The sequence below is a fragment of the Flavobacteriales bacterium genome (assembly GCA_016704485.1).
Classification (GTDB): domain Bacteria; phylum Bacteroidota; class Bacteroidia; order Flavobacteriales_F; family PHOS-HE28; genus PHOS-HE28.
This window is the reverse complement of sequence record JADJAA010000001.1, coordinates 660,085-680,165: the sequence shown is the minus strand read 5'-3', so window position 1 is coordinate 680,165 and position 20,081 is coordinate 660,085. Positions and strand designations below refer to the sequence as shown.

Annotated in this window: 11 protein-coding genes; 6 read left to right on the top strand and 5 right to left on the bottom strand. The window is 49.7% G+C overall.

The annotated features are described in order from the left end of the window. Positions 1 to 181: 181 nt before the first annotated feature. The 5 genes from polA (at position 182) to IPF95_02930 (ending at position 6,583) form a co-directional block, all read left to right on the top strand. Positions 182 to 3,019 carry a DNA polymerase I gene (gene polA, locus IPF95_02950; GenBank protein ID MBK6473652.1) on the top strand — a complete coding sequence of 946 codons (2,838 nt, stop codon included), beginning with the start codon at positions 182 to 184 and terminating at the stop codon, positions 3,017 to 3,019. A 58-nt stretch (positions 3,020 to 3,077) separates the two neighbouring features. After that, positions 3,078 to 3,968 (top strand): hypothetical protein, encoded by an 891-nt coding sequence (locus IPF95_02945; protein ID MBK6473651.1) that lies wholly within the window; start codon positions 3,078 to 3,080, stop codon positions 3,966 to 3,968. 8 nt (positions 3,969 to 3,976) lie between these two features. After that, a complete protein-coding gene (locus IPF95_02940) occupies positions 3,977 to 4,420 on the top strand; it encodes a hypothetical protein (protein MBK6473650.1) in 444 nt (147 codons plus the stop codon). A gap of 247 nt (positions 4,421 to 4,667) precedes the next feature. Continuing rightward, positions 4,668 to 5,816 (top strand): aminotransferase class I/II-fold pyridoxal phosphate-dependent enzyme, encoded by a 1,149-nt coding sequence (locus IPF95_02935; GenBank protein ID MBK6473649.1) that lies wholly within the window; start codon positions 4,668 to 4,670, stop codon positions 5,814 to 5,816. Next, positions 5,804 to 6,583 carry an amidohydrolase gene (locus IPF95_02930; protein MBK6473648.1) on the top strand — a complete coding sequence of 260 codons (780 nt, stop codon included), beginning with the start codon at positions 5,804 to 5,806 and terminating at the stop codon, positions 6,581 to 6,583. Before IPF95_02935 ends, IPF95_02930 begins: the two co-directional genes overlap by 13 nt. Positions 6,584 to 6,604: 21 nt before the next feature. Here IPF95_02930 and IPF95_02925 read toward each other — a convergent pair whose 3' ends face one another. From IPF95_02925 to IPF95_02910, 4 genes are all read right to left on the bottom strand, one after another. Continuing rightward, positions 6,605 to 12,454 (bottom strand): gliding motility-associated C-terminal domain-containing protein, encoded by a 5,850-nt coding sequence (locus IPF95_02925; protein MBK6473647.1) that lies wholly within the window; start codon positions 12,452 to 12,454, stop codon positions 6,605 to 6,607. A gap of 98 nt (positions 12,455 to 12,552) precedes the next feature. Continuing rightward, a complete protein-coding gene (locus tag IPF95_02920; protein ID MBK6473646.1) occupies positions 12,553 to 14,160 on the bottom strand; it encodes an Ig-like domain-containing protein in 1,608 nt (535 codons plus the stop codon). After that, the gene (locus IPF95_02915; protein MBK6473645.1) at positions 14,150 to 14,641 is read right to left on the bottom strand and encodes a GAF domain-containing protein; all 492 of its coding nucleotides are present in this window, start codon (positions 14,639 to 14,641) and stop codon (positions 14,150 to 14,152) included. Before IPF95_02915 ends, IPF95_02920 begins: the two co-directional genes overlap by 11 nt. Before the next feature lie 83 nt (positions 14,642 to 14,724). Continuing rightward, complete coding sequence (locus IPF95_02910) at positions 14,725 to 15,456, bottom strand: ComF family protein (protein MBK6473644.1); 732 nt, start codon at positions 15,454 to 15,456, stop codon at positions 14,725 to 14,727. A 63-nt stretch (positions 15,457 to 15,519) separates the two neighbouring features. Here IPF95_02910 and IPF95_02905 point away from each other — a divergent pair, with 63 nt between their 5' ends. Next, entirely contained in the window at positions 15,520 to 16,434 is a 915-nt protein-coding gene (locus IPF95_02905; GenBank protein MBK6473643.1) for a hypothetical protein, read from the top strand. A 31-nt stretch (positions 16,435 to 16,465) separates the two neighbouring features. Here IPF95_02905 and IPF95_02900 read toward each other — a convergent pair whose 3' ends face one another. Continuing rightward, positions 16,466 to 19,909, bottom strand: a complete 3,444-nt coding sequence (locus IPF95_02900; GenBank protein ID MBK6473642.1) for a hypothetical protein — start codon at positions 19,907 to 19,909, stop codon at positions 16,466 to 16,468. Between the last annotated feature and the right edge of the window lie 172 nt (positions 19,910 to 20,081).

Below are 20,081 nucleotides of genomic sequence, written 5' to 3'. Positions count from 1 at the left end.
CAAGATAAGTAAATTACAACATGTGCACAAGTGGAATTCGACCAGTCATTTCAAACCGAAGTAGCCGATCCTAGCCCCGGTTAAAGGAAAGAGCCAGCCCTAAAGCGTTGGAAAGCATTGATTTCATTGGTTTTATCGCTTGGGGGAGTGGCGAAAGGAGCCTAGCAACTACCTTGGTCCCATGCCATCCACTACGCCCGACAAACGCCTTTTTTTGTTAGACGCGTTCGCCCTGATCTATAGGGCTTATTTCAGTTTTATTAAAAATCCACGGATCAACAGTGCTAAACTGAATACTAGCGCGGCCTTTGGATTCACGCTAACGTTACTTGACCTTATTAAGCGCGAGAAACCTACCCATATTGCCGTAGTATTCGATACCGCAGCACCTACGGAACGGCATGAGACCATGATCGAATACAAGGCCAATAGGGAAGAAATGCCGGATGACATCCGCAGCAACATACCCTACATCCGGCGGATCATAGAAGCGTTCAATATCCCTATACTTGAAAGCGATGGTTACGAGGCGGACGACGTGATCGGTACGCTTGCCAAAAAGGCGGAGAAAGAAGGCTTCACCACGTACATGGTCACGCCAGATAAGGATTTTGGCCAGCTGGTGACCGAACATATCAAAATGTACAAGCCCGGTCGGCAAGGATCGCCACCAGAGGTATTGGGCATAAAGGAGATCTGTGATCGTTGGGGTCTTGAGCGCACGGAACAGGTAATTGATATCCTTGGGTTGATGGGTGACGCGGTGGATAATATTCCTGGAATACCTGGTATCGGTGAAAAGACCGCCATGAAACTTGTAAAACAGTTCGGTAGTTTGGAAGGGGTACTTGCCGGAGTTGACCAGCTTAAAGGGAAGCAACAACAAAATGTCCGTGAATTCGCGGAACAAGGGCGCATGAGTAAGCAGCTTGCCACGATCTTGATCGATGCACCTGTGGATCTCGACCCTACCAGCTTGCACCTGGACCCACCAGATAAAGAAAAGATCCTGGCTGTATTCAGTGAGCTGGAATTCAGGAATTTAACTAAGACGGTGTTAGGCGAAAGCGACGAGGCGGATTCGCCGGATAACAGCAGGTCCGCTTCACCAGTAGCACGTAAACAACGAACACATCCAAGCCAAGTGGACCTGTTCGGAAGTGGCACGGATGAAGACGGTAATGTGGTTTTAACCGAAATGGCAACGATCGGGAGCGTTACACATAATTACATGTTGGTGGACCCAGAAAAGGATCTTGATGTGCTATTGGCCCAGCTTGGTAAATTGAAAAAGTTCTGTTTTGATACGGAGACCACGAGTACTGATCAGTTAAAAGCTGAATTGGTGGGACTCGCATTCAGTTGGAAAGCACATGAAGGGTATTACATCCCGGTTCCAGCGGATCGCAACGAAGCACAAAAGGTCGTGGATCGGTTCAGGTCGGTTCTTGAAGATCCTACGGTCACCAAAGTGGCCCAGAATGCCAAGTACGATGTAATGGTAATGGCCAACTACGGGATCGAGGTAAAGGGCCAGTTGTTCGATACCATGATCGCCCATTACCTGCTCCATCCGGAACTGAGGCATGGGATGGATTACCTCAGTGAAACATACCTTCAATATCGTCCGGTTTCCATCGAAACCCTTATAGGACCGAAGGGAAAGAATCAGCGCAACATGCGCGATGCAGATGTGAATGACGTAAAGGAATATAGCGCGGAAGATGCGGATATCACATGGCAGTTGCATGAGTTGTTCGCACCCGAACTGAAGTCCGATCAGGTTGAAGGTTTATTCAATGACCTGGAAATGCCATTGGTCAATGTATTAGCGGCCATGGAACGCGAAGGCATCCGGTTGGATATACCAGCGTTGAAGGCATTCAGCGAAGAGCTTGCTGTGGACCTGCAACGTTTGCAAGAAGAGATCCGCACCTCTTGTGGGGGCATTGTCTTCAATCTTGATTCACCGAAGCAACTCGGGGAGGTGCTCTTTGATCAACTGAAGATCGGGGGTGAAAGTGTCAAGAAAACACGGACTGGCCAATACCAGACCAGTGAAGATGTACTAAGCGGGTTGGTAAACGCACATCCAATTATTCCGTTGATCCTTGATTATCGGAGTCTCAGAAAGCTGAAGGGTACGTATGTTGACACATTGCCCGCAGCTGCTGATCCGAATACAGGCCGAGTTCATACCAACTATTTGCAAGCGGTTGCGGCCACGGGTCGGTTAGCCAGCAATGAACCTAATTTGCAGAACATCCCCATTCGCACGGAGAAGGGCCGTGAGATCCGAAAGGCGTTCGTTCCAAGAGGCGACGGCTACGAATTGCTTAGCGCGGATTATAGCCAGATCGAGTTAAGGGTGATCGCTCACATGAGCGGTGATGCGAATATGCAAGAGGCGTTCAAACAGGGTCTGGACATTCACGCCGCAACAGCAGCTAAGGTCTTCAATGTGGACATTGCTGCTGTGACCCGCGAACAAAGGAGCCGAGCAAAAGCCGTGAATTTCGGTATTGCGTATGGTCAAGGAGCTTTTGGTCTTAGCCAGAACTTGAATATTCCCAGAGCAGAAGCCAAGCAGATCATCGATGATTATTTTGCTCAATTCCCTGGGGTCCGTTCGTATATGGATGAACAGATCACCTACTGCAGAGAACATGGATACGTGAAAACCATGCTTGGCCGTCGTCGTTATTTGCCGGATATCACGAGTGGGAACAATACTGTCCGATCTGCTGCGGAACGGGTGGCGATCAACGCTCCAATGCAGGGTACTGCTGCCGACATTATCAAAATGGCCATGGTCAGGATCCATGATCGTTTGGCCATGGAGCGGTTAAAGAGCAAGATGCTCTTACAAGTACATGACGAATTGGTATTCGATGTGGAACTTTCTGAAGCGGATGTCGTTAAGGATATTGTTAAAGAACTTATGGAAGGCGCCTTGGTATTGGACGTTCCACTTGTTGTTGACATGCAGATGGGGAAAAACTGGTTGGAAGCCCATTGATCCCCATCACTATTTACAGGCATCTTTACCGCGCTACCTCTCTAACCCAGAAACTGCTATGAAAATCTATAAATGGTCATTGGTCATGGCTATTACTGCACTTTTCACTGCTTGTGGAAGTGAGCCACCGCCGCAGGAGGCGTTGAAAGTGGACAATGCCATTGATAGTTCAGCCCAAGCTGATCGGGTAAGGAAGACCAAGAACATCTTCTATAATATCCCTTCACCGATGGAAACGGCTAGTCTACTGAAGAAGGCTGGTGCCAAGTACAACAGCAAGATCCTGAACGATATTAAGAACGTGGATAAGTACACCGCCGCAAGTAAACAAGCACTCAACCTAGGCGTGTATGGCGCGGACCTTAGCTATACCAGTGTTTTCAATCACACTCAGGAGAGCATGTTCTATACGTCCTGCGCTAAGAAATTGGCCGATCGATTAGGCGTTAGCAATGCATTTAACGACAGTACGTTGGAAGTAATGCAAAAACATCAGAACGATAGAGATGCCTTGCTCGATATAATTAGTGAGACCTATTGGAACGTTGATGCCTATTTGAAGGAGAACGATCGGCATAACATTAGCGCGTTGATGATCGTAGGTGGCTGGGTTGAAGGCTTGTACATCTCCACGGAAGTGGCCAAAACGAATGATTCTCCCGAACTGCGCCAACGTATTGCTGAGCAGAAGCTTTCGTTAAAGGACCTGATCGCCTTGGTGGATAGTTACAATATTCAGGATGCAACGTTGGAAGGCGTAAGAGCGGACCTTGCTGCGCTTCAGGTATTGTTCGAGGAAGTGAAACAACCCGCTGGAGAAAGCACGGTCAGTGAGGAGCGAGGCGTAGCCGTCGTAGGTAGTGGTGGTGAGCCAGCAACATTGACAGATGCACAATTGGTCGCCATAAGTGAAAAAGCGACGACCATCCGTACCAACTTCATCAACTGATCGCCGCAATGTTCAACGTACGAACCATTCTTACCCAAGTCATTGTAGCAGTCCTCTTCGTGTGTTCGACCACCGATGCCTTGGCCCAATGTCGGAGTTTTGCGAAGAATAAATGCCTTCCCGAATTAGCTCCATACCAGTTCAATGAGACGTTCAACGGAGCGCAATTGAGTCCCGGCGATGAGGCCGAGGTGAACCTCACCTTCTATAGCGGTCAGGAGTACCGTGTTATGGTCTGTGCCCATCCGATACTGGGCGAAGTGAATTGGAAGATCGTGGATGCCTACAACAAGATCGTGTTCGAGAGCCTTGCCGATGCACCTAAACGCTACTTTGATGTTAAGTCCACGAACACGGCACAAATGAAAGTCGTGGTCTGGGTACCGGAGAAAGGAAATAGTTCCATGGTGCACGTAGGTTGCGTGGCCATATTGATGGGCTTCAAGGAATAAGGGCGTATAGCTTTCCTGATCCCATGAAAGGTCTTGCATTGTCGAGGCCTTTTTCTTTACACTTAACTTATACCAATTCGAACTACAGTATCCCCCGACCTACTCGCTCTTTTTCACCTGAGCTTCTCCAAAATAGTGGTCCCGTAGCTCAGGCTATGCAACAACTATTCTGTATCGCTCAGGTAAAAAATAGCTTCGCATTTTCGGGCTATTCTGTAGTTCGAAACGGTATTACTTTCACCACCCGATGGCGATCACAGTTCCTGATAAGTTACCTAGGGTGGGTACCACGATCTTCACGGTCATGAGCCAGTTGGCGCAAAAGACCGGTGCGATCAATTTGAGCCAAGGTTTTCCGGATTTTCCGATCGATCCATCATTGACCGAACTGGTGGTTTCGGCAATGAAGGCGGGGCACAATCAATACGCTCCTATGGCAGGTCTGCCTGCATTGCGTGAAGCGATCGTGAATAAGGTGGCTCATCTCTATGGTACGGGCTATGATCCGGATACGGAGGTTACCATAACAGCAGGCGCTACCCAAGCCATTTTCACTGCTATTGGCGCAGTTGTTTCGGTGGGCGATGAGGTCATCATCATCGATCCGGCGTATGACTGTTATGCGCCAGCCGTGGCGTTGTTCGGTGGCGTCCCTGTACATGTTGCGTTAAGCAAGGAAATGGTTTTCAGTATTACTGATGTAGCCAAGGCCATTACTCCAAGAACCCGCTTACTGATCATCAATACACCGCACAACCCTGCTGGGGCCATCCTACGGGAAGCGGATATGCGTATGATCGCTGAGCTCCTGAAGGGCACGAATATCCTACTTCTTAGCGATGAGGTGTATGAGCACATCGTTTTCGATCCGGCTGACCATGCATCGGCAATGCGTTATCCTGAATTACGAGAACGAGCATTCGTGGTATTCAGTTTCGGGAAGGTGTTTCATGCCACGGGTTGGAAAGGTGGTTATGTGCTTGCTCCGGCAGCGTTGATGAATGGTTTTCGCAAAGTGCATCAATTCAACGTGTTCAGCGTGAATACACCGATACAACATGCGTTAGCTGCGTACATGCAGAACTCATCCGTTTACGAGAACGTTTCGGAGATGTATCAAAAGAAACGCGACCGTTTCGTTGACGGATTGAAAGGATCTCGCTGGCGGCTATTACCGTGCGAAGGGTCTTATTTTCAGGTCGCCGATTATTCTGCGATCAGCGATTCGCTTGATCTGGATTTCGCTGTGACCCTTGCAGAAGAACATCGCGTGGCGGCCATTCCTCTTTCGCCTTTCTATGCTACGAAGCCAGAAGGGCAACGATTGATACGTTTCTGTTTTGCAAAAGAGGATAGTACATTGGACAAAGCGATCGAACGGCTATGCAGGATCTAAGAGTAACGTTGGTACAGAGCATGTTGCATTGGGAGGATGCGGAAGCGAATTGTGCTATGTTCTCCGAGAAGCTGGCTCCTCTTCAAGGCGTTACGGATCTGATCATTTTGCCGGAGATGTTCAGTACCGGATTCAGTATGCGCAGCCATGATCTAAGTGAGACCATGGATGGGGCGACCATCGCTTGGATGCGAGGTCAAGCAAAGCGATGTAATGCGGCTATCTATGGTAGCGTGATCATTGAGGACAATGGTGAACGATACAACCGCGGGCTCTTCGTACATCCGGACGGATCGATCGACCATTATGATAAGCGTCATCTGTTCCGTATGGCAGATGAACAGAACTATTTTACTGCCGGTAACGAACGGGTCGTTGTGGCTTGGAAGAACTGGCGCATCCTCTTACAGGTCTGTTATGACCTGCGCTTCCCGGTCTTCAGCAGGAATCGTGGTGATGTTGATGCTATGCTATATGTCGCGAATTGGCCGGAAGTTCGTCGTTATCCATGGAGCCAACTATTGATCGCTCGCGCTATTGAGAATCAAGCATACGTCGTTGGCCTTAATCGTGTTGGAATGGATGGTAAGGGTCACCATTATAGCGGAGATTCGATCGTTATCGATCCACGCGGTGCGCAAATAGGTGGCGTTGCACCAAGTGAAGAAGGCATTGCAACGGTACTGCTTGATCACACCGCGTTGCAGGACTTTCGGGATAAATTCCCGGCAGGTCAAGATTCTGATGTATTCCGCTTGGAACTTTGAGGTGTGGAGAACTCTACTGGTTCATCGAAGTACCTGCACGTGTCCGATCTCTTTCTGAAGTAGACTTTCAACACCGTTCTTGTCAATGAATCGGTATTCAAGTTTCCATGCGTAGATGTCGTTCTTGACGAGTTGACCTTGGTAGGTGCCATCCCAGCCAACATTCGGATCATTGCTTTCGAAAAGTATACCTCCCCATCGATCGAAGATCATCAAGTGCACCGATGAGATATTCTTACCGACCGGAATGAAAATATCATTCAGGCCGTCTCCATTCGGAGTGAACGTATTCGGCATATACAGCGTGGAAGGGCAATACTCGGCCACCTCAATGGAGTCACGCATGGAGCAATCGTACCTGTTGGTCACTTCAATGAGATACGTTCCATACGTGTCAGCATGGATCACCTGAGTTGCCTCACCTGTGCTCCAGTTGAATTGGGCCCCTGCATTACCCGCATCGATGATGACGTAACCGGGTTTTTCATCCAAGCAAGTGATGAATTGGTGAGCGGCTATGTTCACAGGCGAGGGATTGAAGCCTATGTCGATGGAGTCGCTTTGTACGCAATAGCCATTGTTAACGGTCACGGAGTAAGTGCCGGAGGTTCTAACTTCCAATGTCCGGGTCGTTTCCCCAGTGTTCCATTGGTACGTGGATCCCAGATTCTTCGCATCCAGGACTATGAGCTCGCCATCGCAAAGGATCGTATCGTTGCCCAGTTCAATGTTCGGCATCGGCACCAGAACAACCTCAGCATTGAATGTGCGCACACAACCGTTCGGGTTGGTCACGATCACCGAGTAGGTTCCATTTGAATTTGGACTAATGGTCTGATCCGTACTGCCCGTGCTCCAGAGGAATATACTTCCAGGATTTCCTGCATCCAGGATCACGCTCTCTTCGATGCACACAGTTACATCCGTTAGCTGGTCCGTTGGCGCATCCACATAATCCACAGTGATGTTATCAGTTGCTTGGCACCCCGCATTCTGTACGGTAACGGAATAGTTGCCTGGTTGGGTAACGGAGAGCGTAGGTGAGTTTGCACCGGTACTCCATACATATGTCGCTGCCGGAGAAGTTGCGTTCAGGATCATAGTAGTTCCTTGACAGAGAACCGTATCGTTACCTAGCTCAATGTTGATCAATGGAGAGATGGTCACTTGCGAATCGAATGTGCTGGTGCAATTGTTAGCCGTTGTAACTGTTACGGAATAGAGGCCACTGATCATCGGTGTAATTATCTGTGTTGATTGCCCACTGGCCCATTGGTAAGTACTACCGTTGTTCGCTGCATCCAATGTCAGATCCTGATCTTCGCAGATAACGACATCGGATAGCGCATCCACAGGCATCGGGGCAACGGTTAGTTGTATTGCATCACTCGCTGTACATCCGCCATTGCTAACAACCACACTATACGTTCCGCTGTTCGTAACGGTCAGTGTCTGTGTTGTTTCCGAGGTATTCCACGTATGTGAATCGCCTGGGCTACCTGCGTCAAGAATGAGCGATGAACCTTGGCAGATCGTCGTGTCGTTACCTAACGCAACATTAAGCTCCGGTGTAAGCGTAACGATCGCATCGTAAGTAGCACTGCATAACTGAGGGGATGTGATCAGTACGCTATACGTTCCGCTTATGATAGGCGAGATCGATTGTGATTGGGCATTGGTATTCCAAAGGAATGAATAACCTGAATTGCCGGCGTTCAATGTTGGTGGCGTGGTGATGCATGCGGTGACATCCTGCAGAACATCGATAGGCATTGGAGCTACGTTGATCGTAATGGCATCCGTAGCTGAGCAACCGCCGTTACTGATAGTGACATTGTATGTTCCACTGGTTGAAACGTTCAATGTTTGGGAAGTAGCAGCGGTGTTCCATAGATGCGTAGCACTCGGCGTTCCTGCATCGAGCAGAACACTTGCGCCTTGGCAGATCGTAGTGTCACTGCCTAGGTTCACGGTCAGTGTTGGAGCAAGCGTTACCACGGCGTCGAACATCGCTGTGCATTGTTGCGGAGTTGTTACCTGTACGGTGTATGTTCCGCTTGTGGTGGGTGTAATGCTCTGGGTGGTGGCGTTGTTGCTCCAGAGGTAAGTTGCACCGGGGTTTCCTGCGTTCAGTGTTGGTGGGGTGGAAATACAAGTGTTCACATTCGTTAGAACATCTACCGGGTTTGCATTGAATTGCACATTGACGTTATCCGATGCAATACAGCCATTGCTGTTCGTTACCGAAACGGAATACACACCCGAATTAGTAATGTTGATGGATTGCGATGTGGCGTTATTACTCCAGAAGAAAGTACTACCGGCATTTCCTGCGTTCAGAACATGACCTTGTGATCCGCAAAGTGAGACGTCCGGACCTAGGTTCACCACAGGCACCGTGAACAGATTCACGTTGAATGTTGTGGTACCGGTACAGCCCTGCGCGTCAGTAATGGTTACAGCGTGTGCTCCGCTTTCGGTCGCATTGATGCTTTGGAAGCCGGGTCCCGTTGGTCCGGGGCCGGTTGGTGTTGTCCAAGCGTAATTCACCCCTGCGGCCGGTGCTGTCAGCGTATTGGTAAGGTTGCTGCAACCGCTTACGTTCTGGGTTGCTGGTAGGTTTGCGAATGCACGCGTAAGTATAATGTTGTCAGATACCGTGCAACCGTTTTGATCGGTGACCACAATGGTAAATGTTTGGGTGCCGTCCGTTTGAATGATAGGAGATTGGACGTTAGCAGAGAAGAAAGATGAGGCGGGTGTCCATGCATAAGTTGCATTCGGCACGTTATGAATTACGTTGAGCTGTTGACCTAGAGTAGAGCACACGGTGTGGTCCGGACCAGCGTTGATCGTATAACCGGTGTTCACGGTAATGGTGATCGCACTGCTACGCGTGCAACCAGTTGCCGTGTGTGTTATGGTGCAGGTATAGGTGGTTGTCTGAGTAGGCGATGCGATCGGGTTTGCAATATTCGGGTTGTTGAGTCCTGCCCCTGTCCAATTATAAGTAAGGCCTGGTGCACCGGAGCCAACTGCGGTGAGCTGCGTGCTCTGTCCTTGGCAAAGTGGATCATTTGCTGTGGAAAGTACAAGGTTCAATGCCGGTGCAACGGTTATGGTAACTGCACCGTTGACAGTACATCCGATCGCGTTAGTTGCCTGTACGTTGTACGTTGCGGTCGCATTAGCATTTGCACTCGGATTGGCAACATTGGTTGCGCTCAGCGTTCCGTTCGTGGTACTCCATGAATATTGGGCACCTGCTCCAGCATTTGCGTTCAACTGAACGGGTGCTGGTGTGCATAAGGTCGAATTCGGTGTTACCGTCATGCTCATTGCAGGTGAAACATTCACATGAATGGAATCGCGATAAACACATCCTCCGGTCGGGTCCGTGACCTGTAGATAATACCAACCTGATGTTGATGGACTTGCGGAGGTACTGGATGAGGTTGGCGAGGAATTGGCCGGGGTCCAAGCATAATTGAGCCAAGAGTTGTCCACACGGGATATGATGAGATCATCAATGGACCAGTTGTCCTGTCCCGCACCACTGTGCACTGGCTGGCTGATCTTGAACATAACGTTCGGGCCTTGAGCGTTCAATGGCAGATCAATGGAAACCGGTAGGAACGTAGGATAGAGGTCCTGGTGCATTGTGCCGTTCGGAGGTGTGTTCCAGCTTAATCCGTTATTGGTGGAATATTGGAAAATGACATCCTCTCCGGGATCAGCATCTTCGCAAGGGGCCATACCGCTTCCTATTTTCAAATGGAATTCTACGCGACCGCCACTGGAAGTATTGAACCCGTTTGTTTTTGCATAGCGCTGCCCTGCTCCGTTAAAGTAAAGTGCCGTACCGGTAAGACCTCCACATTCCATTGCTATGGATCCACCTTGTATAGCGTTCCATAAGGGAGCCGGTGTCGTGTTGAAGCGATCAGTTGCGATGGTTCTCAAAGCACTACTGGAAAGCTGAACGGTTTCGCCGACACAGATCGATGGATCGTTCACGAATGTGTCAAGGTCACGTAATTGAGCAGGTTGAACAGTTACGAGTACACTGTCCCTGGCTGACCCACAACCTACGGGGCTGACAATATCAACCGTATACCAAGTGGTGCTATATGGCGTCGCGATCGGTGCACCAATGGTGGGGTCGCTAAGTGAAGAGGCTGGCGACCAGGTAATATCGAACCAAGCTGGATCGGGAGCAGGAGATACGCCTAATTGAACAGGTGCAAATTGGCAGATCGAGGTTGAATTTGCACCATTTGCTGTAGCATTTGGGAGCACGGTAACGGGTACGCCAATGTGGTAGGTGAAACTTCGTGGGCAACCCGTGATCGGGGACCCGCCGGTAACCGTGTATGAGTCAGAGGCCGTTGGTGTGAGCGAATAAGCGTTTCCGTTGGCCAATACTGTGGATGGCGCTGAGGCAGTGGTCCATTGAGCATTGGTCAGAGCTTCCGGAGAATTGAGCGTTACGGGGCCGGTTCCGCAGATCAGTGAATCTGTTTGAAGCGGTACCGCTGCGATATTCCTAACGGACCCACCATAACTTTCACCATTTCCGAGGCCGAACATGTATAATTGGAACCCGATGGTTGAAGCCAAGCGATGAACACCTGCTGATACAGGGATCTTGGCGTAGACCCGATCGGTACAATTGGGATACGGAGTGAACAACGCTGAGCTGACCGTTGTTCCGTTCATGGTCAATTGACCAAGACCGGAAGCGGGCATCACAACACTAATGCTGTGTTGATTCAATGTGCCGGATGTAAGTGTTTGGAATGATGCACTTTTGGATAGCCTATCGGCTGGTTCCATAAGGATCAACGAAGGGTCTCCGGTTCCTGCACATTGGTTGCCCTGTAATAATTGCGCAACGCTTATGGGCTTATTCGCTTGAATACAGACTGGAACCGCAGTGCCGTTCACCTCATGCACTTGCCCGGCATTCAGGATGATCGGTGCGCCACCTGCAACGGTAACTGAAGTTGCATTCTGATCGGCCATGATCCTGTACGTGAATTGTGACACACCATTCACCGGTACTGTGAAATAGCGCGTACCCCACGTGGCAATAGGTCTCATCTGTTCAAAGACCATATCGCAAGCTTGACATGTTGCCGGTACCAAAGCACATTGTGAACCACCGAAGACCGCGAACGGTTTACACGTGCTATTCACAGCAGCTCTAATAGTTGTACCTGTTAGATCAAGACCATCGGTTGCGGCCTGCAATTGATAGGTTTGGCCAGCATTCAGCGTGATGCTGAAGGGAACACCAACAGCGCCTCCAGCCAATAGGTTAACAGCAGGAACGATATCGACTTGTGTACCATCCTCAGTTCCTACGATCAATAATTCGCTTTTATAGAGGTTGCCCAGGTTCGGAAAGCCTTTGTAGGCATCAACCCGGTACGCGCTACCTAAGGAGGTCTCGGGGAGGACCTGCGTCAGGTCATGCGTTTGATTCTGATAACTACTAATAAAAACGTTGACGCTATCTGCGCTGGTGATCAAGACTCCTTTCGGTACGATCGACCCTGATCCGATATTCTCCGCGGTCAAGGAAACGTTTACGATAGCAGCTCCGTTGGCAGCTACTGTGAAGGGTGCGCTCCACCCCGTTAATGGCATGGATACTGTTCCGGATGTTGCCGTTGTGCTAAGAATATGCACGCGAAGATTGGCTGCGCCTGAGTTAGCATTGCGCATAAAGCCGGCCCAGAAGGTCTTTCCGCGCGTTGGCAAATTCGTTGATTGTCCGAATGCGGTACCGCCTAGGACGAACAGCAAAGTTGCGACCAGCGTGCATTTGCGGCTGATCGCATGCAAAAATATAATGGTCTTGAACATCGTTGGCCATTACCGCCGTATTGAGCGGTAATGGCCGTTGTACGGAATCTATGAACCAAAAGTTCCGGTCGCTGTACAGCTCGAAATGTTCGATGAATTCATGGGGTCGACCAATCCAACCCAATGTCCCAAGCTGCTCGCACATTGATCGGGTCCGGGTAATACAGAATTTGTTCCGGTTGCTTCAGTTGGTCAAGATCGCCAGTGTCCCATCGTCCATTGGCGTTCCTGTCCTCGATCAATCGCAGAGAGTGAGCTCCGGGAGCTAGTCGTTCCCACTTTATAGGCTGAGAAAGGTCACTGGTCGTTTCACGAACAAGCTTATCCTGACCTGAGAATAATTGAACGATCATCATGTACGGCAATGGAGATCCAAGTGACACCTTTAATTCGATCGATCCGGTGCTTTTTCCCGCTGCACGACCAAGTCCGGCAACTAAGGTGTCGTTATGTCCGCCATAGATGTCCGTTACGGCTTTTGGCAACAGGGTAACATTTGCCATGGCTCCTTTTTCCGATCGTACTTTGATCATGAACTTACGTTGTTCGGTACTGTTCTTTGTCAATACGAACCCGATCGGAATACTATCCTGTATCACACTTATCCGTTCCTGATCGATCTTGGTTAATGGTCGTGCTGCACTGATCGTGATCACTGCACTATCAGCAGTCTCACTGGAAACGGACCGCAGATCCGTGAAGAAGGGTAGTTTTTTCGTAGTGCGGTAGGATAGCGTGTCCAGGATCACATCAGTTCTTAATTCATAATTACCTAGGCCAAGGCCGGTGGTATCACTGGGCCAGAAGAGAACGGTATCACGCGTTCCGTTCCATTCGCTGGACCATTGAAGATTACTACCGGTCCGGGTCAGATCGCGCAGCGATGCTTGTTCGGCAGGCCTTGCAAAGACAATACGTAAAGCTCCATCTGGTATTACCGTTGACTCGCGCACTTGTTGAATGGAACTGTTCTCTCGGAATAGATGCAGATCATGGCTTGGTATAATGGTGTCGATCGTACTCCTGTATGTGGGTATTACAGATCCGTCCAAGAATGCAATTTCTTCATTTGGGAGGTCGAAGCGGTAATTCGCATTCTGATCATGCAATGCGTAGAGCAGGTACTCACCGGTCCTTAAGTAGTTCAGGTGGTATGACCCATCCTCCAGCGTTCGGGTGGCGTAGGCAGGTCTACTGGTTCGGATGGCGGCGGTATCAGCTTTATCATATACCATCACAAACACATTCGTTTCAGGTTTTCCGGAGTAGGCATTCGTAACGCGCCCTGTCAGTTCCAGACTGTCCAAATGTTCACCGGTCGAGATCACATAGGCCAGTCCTTTCGCTGTGTTGCCCTCTGTGAGGTCCTTTACGGCATCGCCGATCAGAAACGAATAAGTGGTGTTCAGTTTCAATGGAGCATTCAATTGGATCGTGATCCGTTTCGCACCGGATATCTTCACGTCAGGAGCAATGTCCAAAGGTGGGGAGATCAACAGCCGCTCACGCACGCGATCCAATTGTATGCGTTCGTTGAACTCAAGAACGATCGTATTGCCAATGAAGTTGGTTGTACCAGTTGCAGGCGTTGCCACCATCAATTCCGGAGGGTCTTCATCCTTATCTCCGCCGGTAATGATACCTACTTGCGCACATGCGACCAAGAGGAATGGCAATAGGAACACACAGAGCCACTTATGCTGCATGGATAGCTTGCTGTAGCACTTGGCATATTTGTTCAAGTCCAATGCGGTCCGCTTCGGTGAATGTGTTCGGGTCTACGCTATCGATATCCAACACTGCTTCCACAACACCTTCATTGTTCAACATGGGCACAACGATCTCAGATCGGCTCAGTGCGTTGCAAGCGATATGGCCCGGGAAGAGGTCAACATCGGGTACCACTATCGTTCGTTTTTCTTTCCAGGCTGTTCCGCAAACACCCTTCCCAAGACCGATGCGCATGCACGCTACAGGACCTTGGAAAGGTCCCAGCACAAGTTCAGGACCTTGCACACGGTAAAAACCGACCCAGAACCACCCGAAAGTCTGATGGATCGCGGCGGCCACATTCGCCATGGCAGCAATGCTATCACGCTCACCGTTGATCAACGCACGAATTTGCGGAATGAGCTCATCATAGATCAATGCACGGTCTGGCGTCTTCGTTACGGTTATGGTCTCCATTGGAAATATGATGGAAAAGTGCAGCGGTGCAAGAAGGGCAAAAGTAACATCACTACATAAAAGCGCATGATCGTTGAAGGGGGTCACGCACACGCTGCGGTGAACAAGCTGACCTTGATCCGAGGAACGACTGCCAACGCTTTCACACATCCTTCGATCGTTGCTCCCGTGGTAACAACGTCGTCCACCAGAAGCACATGTAAACCTTGCAATGCAACCGGATCCGGAATATGGAATGCCTCCTTCACGTTTGTCCATCGGTCCAAGCGACCGCGGCGTGTCTGTGTAGTTGTCTGAACAACCCGTAATAGCTGGTCATTGAGCATGGGTTTAGGCCATACTTTATTCATGCCTTCCACCAAAAGTTTGCTCTGGTTGAATCCCCTTATACGCTCTTTTTTAGGGTGAAGCGGAACAGGTATGAATGCATCCACGGACCCGAAACGAGGGCTATCACGCAGCTCTGTCGCCATAAGACCTCCCAGCATGGACCCAACATCGTGGTCCTTCTTGTATTTCAATCGATGCAGCATCCGTTGGGTAACACCGCTTCGAGCGAAATGGAGAAATGCAGAAGCCGCATGGATCGGGACCTTTCCCCAAAAAAGTTGTTCAACCGGATTTGAGGGATCTTCATGGTAGCGCGTTCTTGGGAGGTCTTCCAGGCATGCAAGACAAAGGCATTCTTCATTGCGATTAAGGCCGGTATCGCACCCCGCGCAATGTCTTGGTAGGAACAATGCGGCCAGGTCAGCACCCCATATTGTGGCGTTGGCAACAACTTCATTCAATACACGTTTGTTGATAATGCGCATAAGTTTGGGTATGAACGTACATACAGGATGGTAATTTAGCACTCTATTTCCCAACATCGATACATGGAACAACAATCAAATTTGAAGGAACCAAAGAAGAACCGCTCGAATACCGGGCTGTTATTGTTGGTGGTATTGCTACTAGTGAGCAATGTGGTCATGCTCTGGATGTTGATGCAACGCAACAAGGACGTTGAGCAAGGGGAGCAGCAAGTGGCGGCTATAACTAGTGAAAAGGAGAATGTGAGCATGCTTTTGGAGAACATGTTGGCGTCTTACGATACACTTAAGACGGACAACAACCAGCTAACAACGGAGATGGAAGCGCAAAAAGCGCAGATCGAACAGTTGTTGACCCAGGTGAAGAATGGTAATTACAGTTTGTCGAAAGCAAAGAAGGAAGCAGAGACCTTGCGTCGTATAATGAAAGGATATGTGGCCACGATCGATTCGCTTAATCAGGCCAATCAATTGCTTACCGCAGAGAACATCAATGTGAAGCAGGAACTCGGAGAAACCCAAGGCCAAAGGGATGCGTTGGCTCAGGAGAAGGATGAGCTGGCCGGTGTTGTTGCCAAAGGCAGTGTTCTTCACACCACATCGATCACTGCAGGTGCATTATTCATGCGTAACAATGGTAAACAAGTGGATACTGAACGCGCAAGCAAGGCCGAAATGGTAAAATGCTGTTTTACTTTGGGAGAGAACAGTATTACCAGGCCTGGTGATAAGGAGATCTACATGCGTGTGATCAGTCCGGACGGGAAGGTGCTGCCGGCAAGCGAAGGCAACAACAGGTTCCAATTCAACGGAGTGGAGGGCGAATTCAGTGCGCGACGCGAAGTGAATTACCAGAACAAACCGGTGGATGTATGCGTGTTCTGGACCGGTTCCGAAGAGATGCGCACGGGACAATACGTTGTTGAGATCTACGAGAACGGAGCCCAAGTGAGCAAGGCCACCTTCAATTTGAAGTAGGCTCTTCAGTCCATTTTACTGATCAGGACGTTCAGAAGAACGCTCTTACCTGAGCGCCCCCAACGTGTATGATGGGCACCCCTTCCGATCGGCGACCGTTGTAGGTAATATCCACTTGTAGGTTATTGCTCAAATTCCGTTGAATGCTAAGGCTCCACGTAACGTTGGTGCCAGGTTTCAACCCGCTCAACATCTCATTGGCCAACGAGGTATTGGTCTCACCGTTGTACGTAATATCCACCAAATTGGCATTGGCCTGAATGCTTCCTTTTCCCGCTGTGTTGTAGCGCATTTCCAGGCCAAGGTCATTCAATGTTGCACTCTCTGCTCCCAATTCCTGTTGGTTGTTCTTTTCCGTGTATTTATATGAAAGAATTGTGCGGAACGTCGTGCCCGGCTGCCAAGTAATACGAGGCTTCAATCCTAGTTGGTCAATGGAGAAATTCCGCCCGGTGAGCAGGTCCGATGAGTTCGCGACCCGGCCCAACTCGCCCTCGAGGTCACTGGTCCATTGCCGCGTGGTGTTCCAGCGGATCCGAATGGTGTTGAATTCCCTGGAGCGTGATTCGAAACCGTTCAGTAGCAATGAGCGGCTTCGGTCATTCTGGTAGGTATGATCAATGCTCCAATGTCTGCTTGTCCGATCATAATAGAATGTGTTCCGGTTACTCGCAATATAAGATCGCAATGAGGTGTCCGCGGCGGCTGTGCCGATCGGGTTCAAGGCGGTGAGAATATCATCAATGCCAGTCTTGCGGTCCACTCGCAATGAGGCAAGGTCGGAGAATTTTGCGATGAATTTCTTTGCGCCCTTGGCATCTGCCCAACGAGCTGCTGGCCTTAGGTCCAACGAGGTGCTGAATTGATTGCTGAACGTTCGGATATACGTGTTGCTTGGTACGAATACACGCAGATGATCCGCTTCATACCCAAAGGATGCCAGCTCGAATTCGTTGAGGTCCTTTACACCATCCTCATTGTAATCATTCCAGATGTAGAGACCTTGCCCGGCAGGCACTTCGAGATAAATGTACTCGCGCCGTTGCTCTAGCCCGGAACCCAGTTCGTAGAACATGTCCAGCACGGCGAATCCTTTGAAAAGTGTTGCGTCGTAATCGATACGTGCCAAATAGGTGTTCTCGGGTTTTTGTGCGGTAAGCGTGCTGTCACTGATCTCCAATTTCCTGTAGGTGAAAGAAGTGCCTAGCCGATTACGTGGATCACGTGCAAGATCCAAACTTGCGCTGTATGATGTGGCTAGTGAGCTGCGCACGAGCGACCCTAGTTGCAATGCTTGGTCGGTGCGTTGACCACCGGCAAAGCGCCATTTGTTCCGCGCGCTATCGGGGCTTTGCACAAATGCTTCCCATTCATAGAATCGATAGCTACCAGCGATCAGGGAATCAACACCTTGTGTGTTGAACAAGTTGCGCTCGTGTTCGTCATTATACCCGATCGTCAACTTATTGAACCGATGCCTTATCAATGCTTTATGCCTAAGAAAATCGGTTTCTCTCGGTTGCGTTGTCTGCAACCAACTTGCCCCGCCAATAATATCAGTGCGACCTAAGTGCACATTGCTGTTGAGGTCCTGTTTCCATCCTTTATAGCGTTCAGTGACCTGGAGTGTATTCAATCCATAACCGAACTGACCGAATTTTCTCCCTCTGAGGCCCAGAGTTGAACCAGCGATGACCTGATCGTTATCCAACAAGAGTCCGGATGCATTCCAATTGCGTTCAAATTCAACAGCTCGATAACGTTCTATGTAGCGGAAGTTCTTGGATATCGTTTCCACATCCATTCCCACCACCAATTGTAGTGTTGAGTCCTTCTTGCCGAGCCGAATGGCATGTTCCCCGTTGGCCATGAATCCGTAGCCGCCATTATCTGCTTTATCCATGTCACTGAATGTGTTCTTGTCCAAAGAGCTATAGGCCAGTTCCACCGATCCTTTTGTGAGTTTGGAGAAACGATGATCATATCCCAATGTATAAAGCTGTTGACTGCGTGGCGCAATAAGTACCCGGACAGGGGCATGGTCACCTCTGCGAATGATGTTCCCCGAAACGGTATCGGGTGGTACCCAGCGGAACACCCTCCCGTTGGGCGTGAACTCTTGCTGCACATAATCCCCATTTCCGGAGTTCACTTGCGTGAAGGTGATCCGATAGAACGCGCTATCCGGATCCGTACTGTACACGTAAACGGGGTCATAGCCCAATGAATCTTTGCGTTGATAGAGGATCTGGTCCGTGGCAAAACCGCTACTATCAACGCCGGTCACTGTTGCAGCCAAGGGGTCATCACCCGCCAAGCTGAGCGCTTCTTTTTCTTCATCGCTCAGCGATTGTTGCAGTGATTGGTTCCGGTGGTCCTGCTCCGTATAAAGGTTTGCACGCAATGTGCCCTTCTCGAATTCCGTAACACTTTCAACCCGTACGAGGGATCTTGCATAATTCTTGTCGGAATACTGGAACTCGATCGTTAGTCGACGGTCCTTGGTGATCAATCGTCGCGCAGTAAAGGTCACTTCCGCAGTATTGTAATCGATCACGTAATCATTCTCTTGACCTCGCACTAAGGGCTCGCCGTTGAAGTAGATACGTTCCGTGCCCGAGAGTACTACAATGAACGTTTCGCCATCATTTCCTCGTAAACGATACGGGCCCTGAACTCCTTCAATGCCTTGTATGATGTTCCGTGCGAATTTTCCTTTGCTTATCGCGACACTAGCTCCGGCGCTCGACTTCACTTTTTCTCCTATGCGGAATTTTTGGTCATAGCTCAACCCCTTAGTTTTCTTCAAATAGGTCAAAAAGTGACTTTTGGGGCGTTGTAGAACGAAGTCCCCCGCGATCAATGACCATCCAGCATCGGGTCCGGTCTCCTCAAAAAGTTTGATGAATACTTGGTCGAAGTCCTGCAATTCCAACGTATTGCCTCCGGCCTGTATGGGAATGTTATTGTCCGTAATGGAAGCCAGTACATTTATACGGTCCGTAACCCGACCACTAAGTTCCAGGTTCAACGTTGAGTTCACGGATAGGTCCTGGTTATTCCCGAAAAGAACTCCGCGGGAAATGCTCCCGCTACGTTCAAGGCTCTGAAGGCCCATAAGGTCTCCCTGTTGTTTTGGAGGCACATATTTGAACGGGTCCACGTTATCACCACTTTCGGTCGTTAGCCTATCGGGATCCTTGTGCTGGTGCACTTCGCCGAAGAGCAAAGGCATTGCCCGATAACGCACAAAGATCGAATCTGCCTCAGGTTTGATCTTCCATACCAATTGTGCTTTGTAGGGATCCAATTCATAGTACATCGGACCCAATGGAAGTCCATTTGCGTAAACATGTAATGAACCTGGTACAACGCTGAGCGTGTCCAATCGTAACGTGTCATTCGTTATAATGCTCCAATGTTGCCTAAGGGTTGAAGTTGATTGTGCAAATAAGGTTCCGGCGCTATTAAGCACGAGCAATCCTACCGCGAGCAGGCAAATGAACCTTCTGCCCCGGTACCGAGCATTCGGCGGGTTGCGCGCTATTAAGCGGCTATACTGCACTATTGACATACGGTATTGGGTCCCGAAAAGTATCCCAAACAGGGAGGATGGCCTACTGCGAGGTTTGAAAAGGGCGATTTGC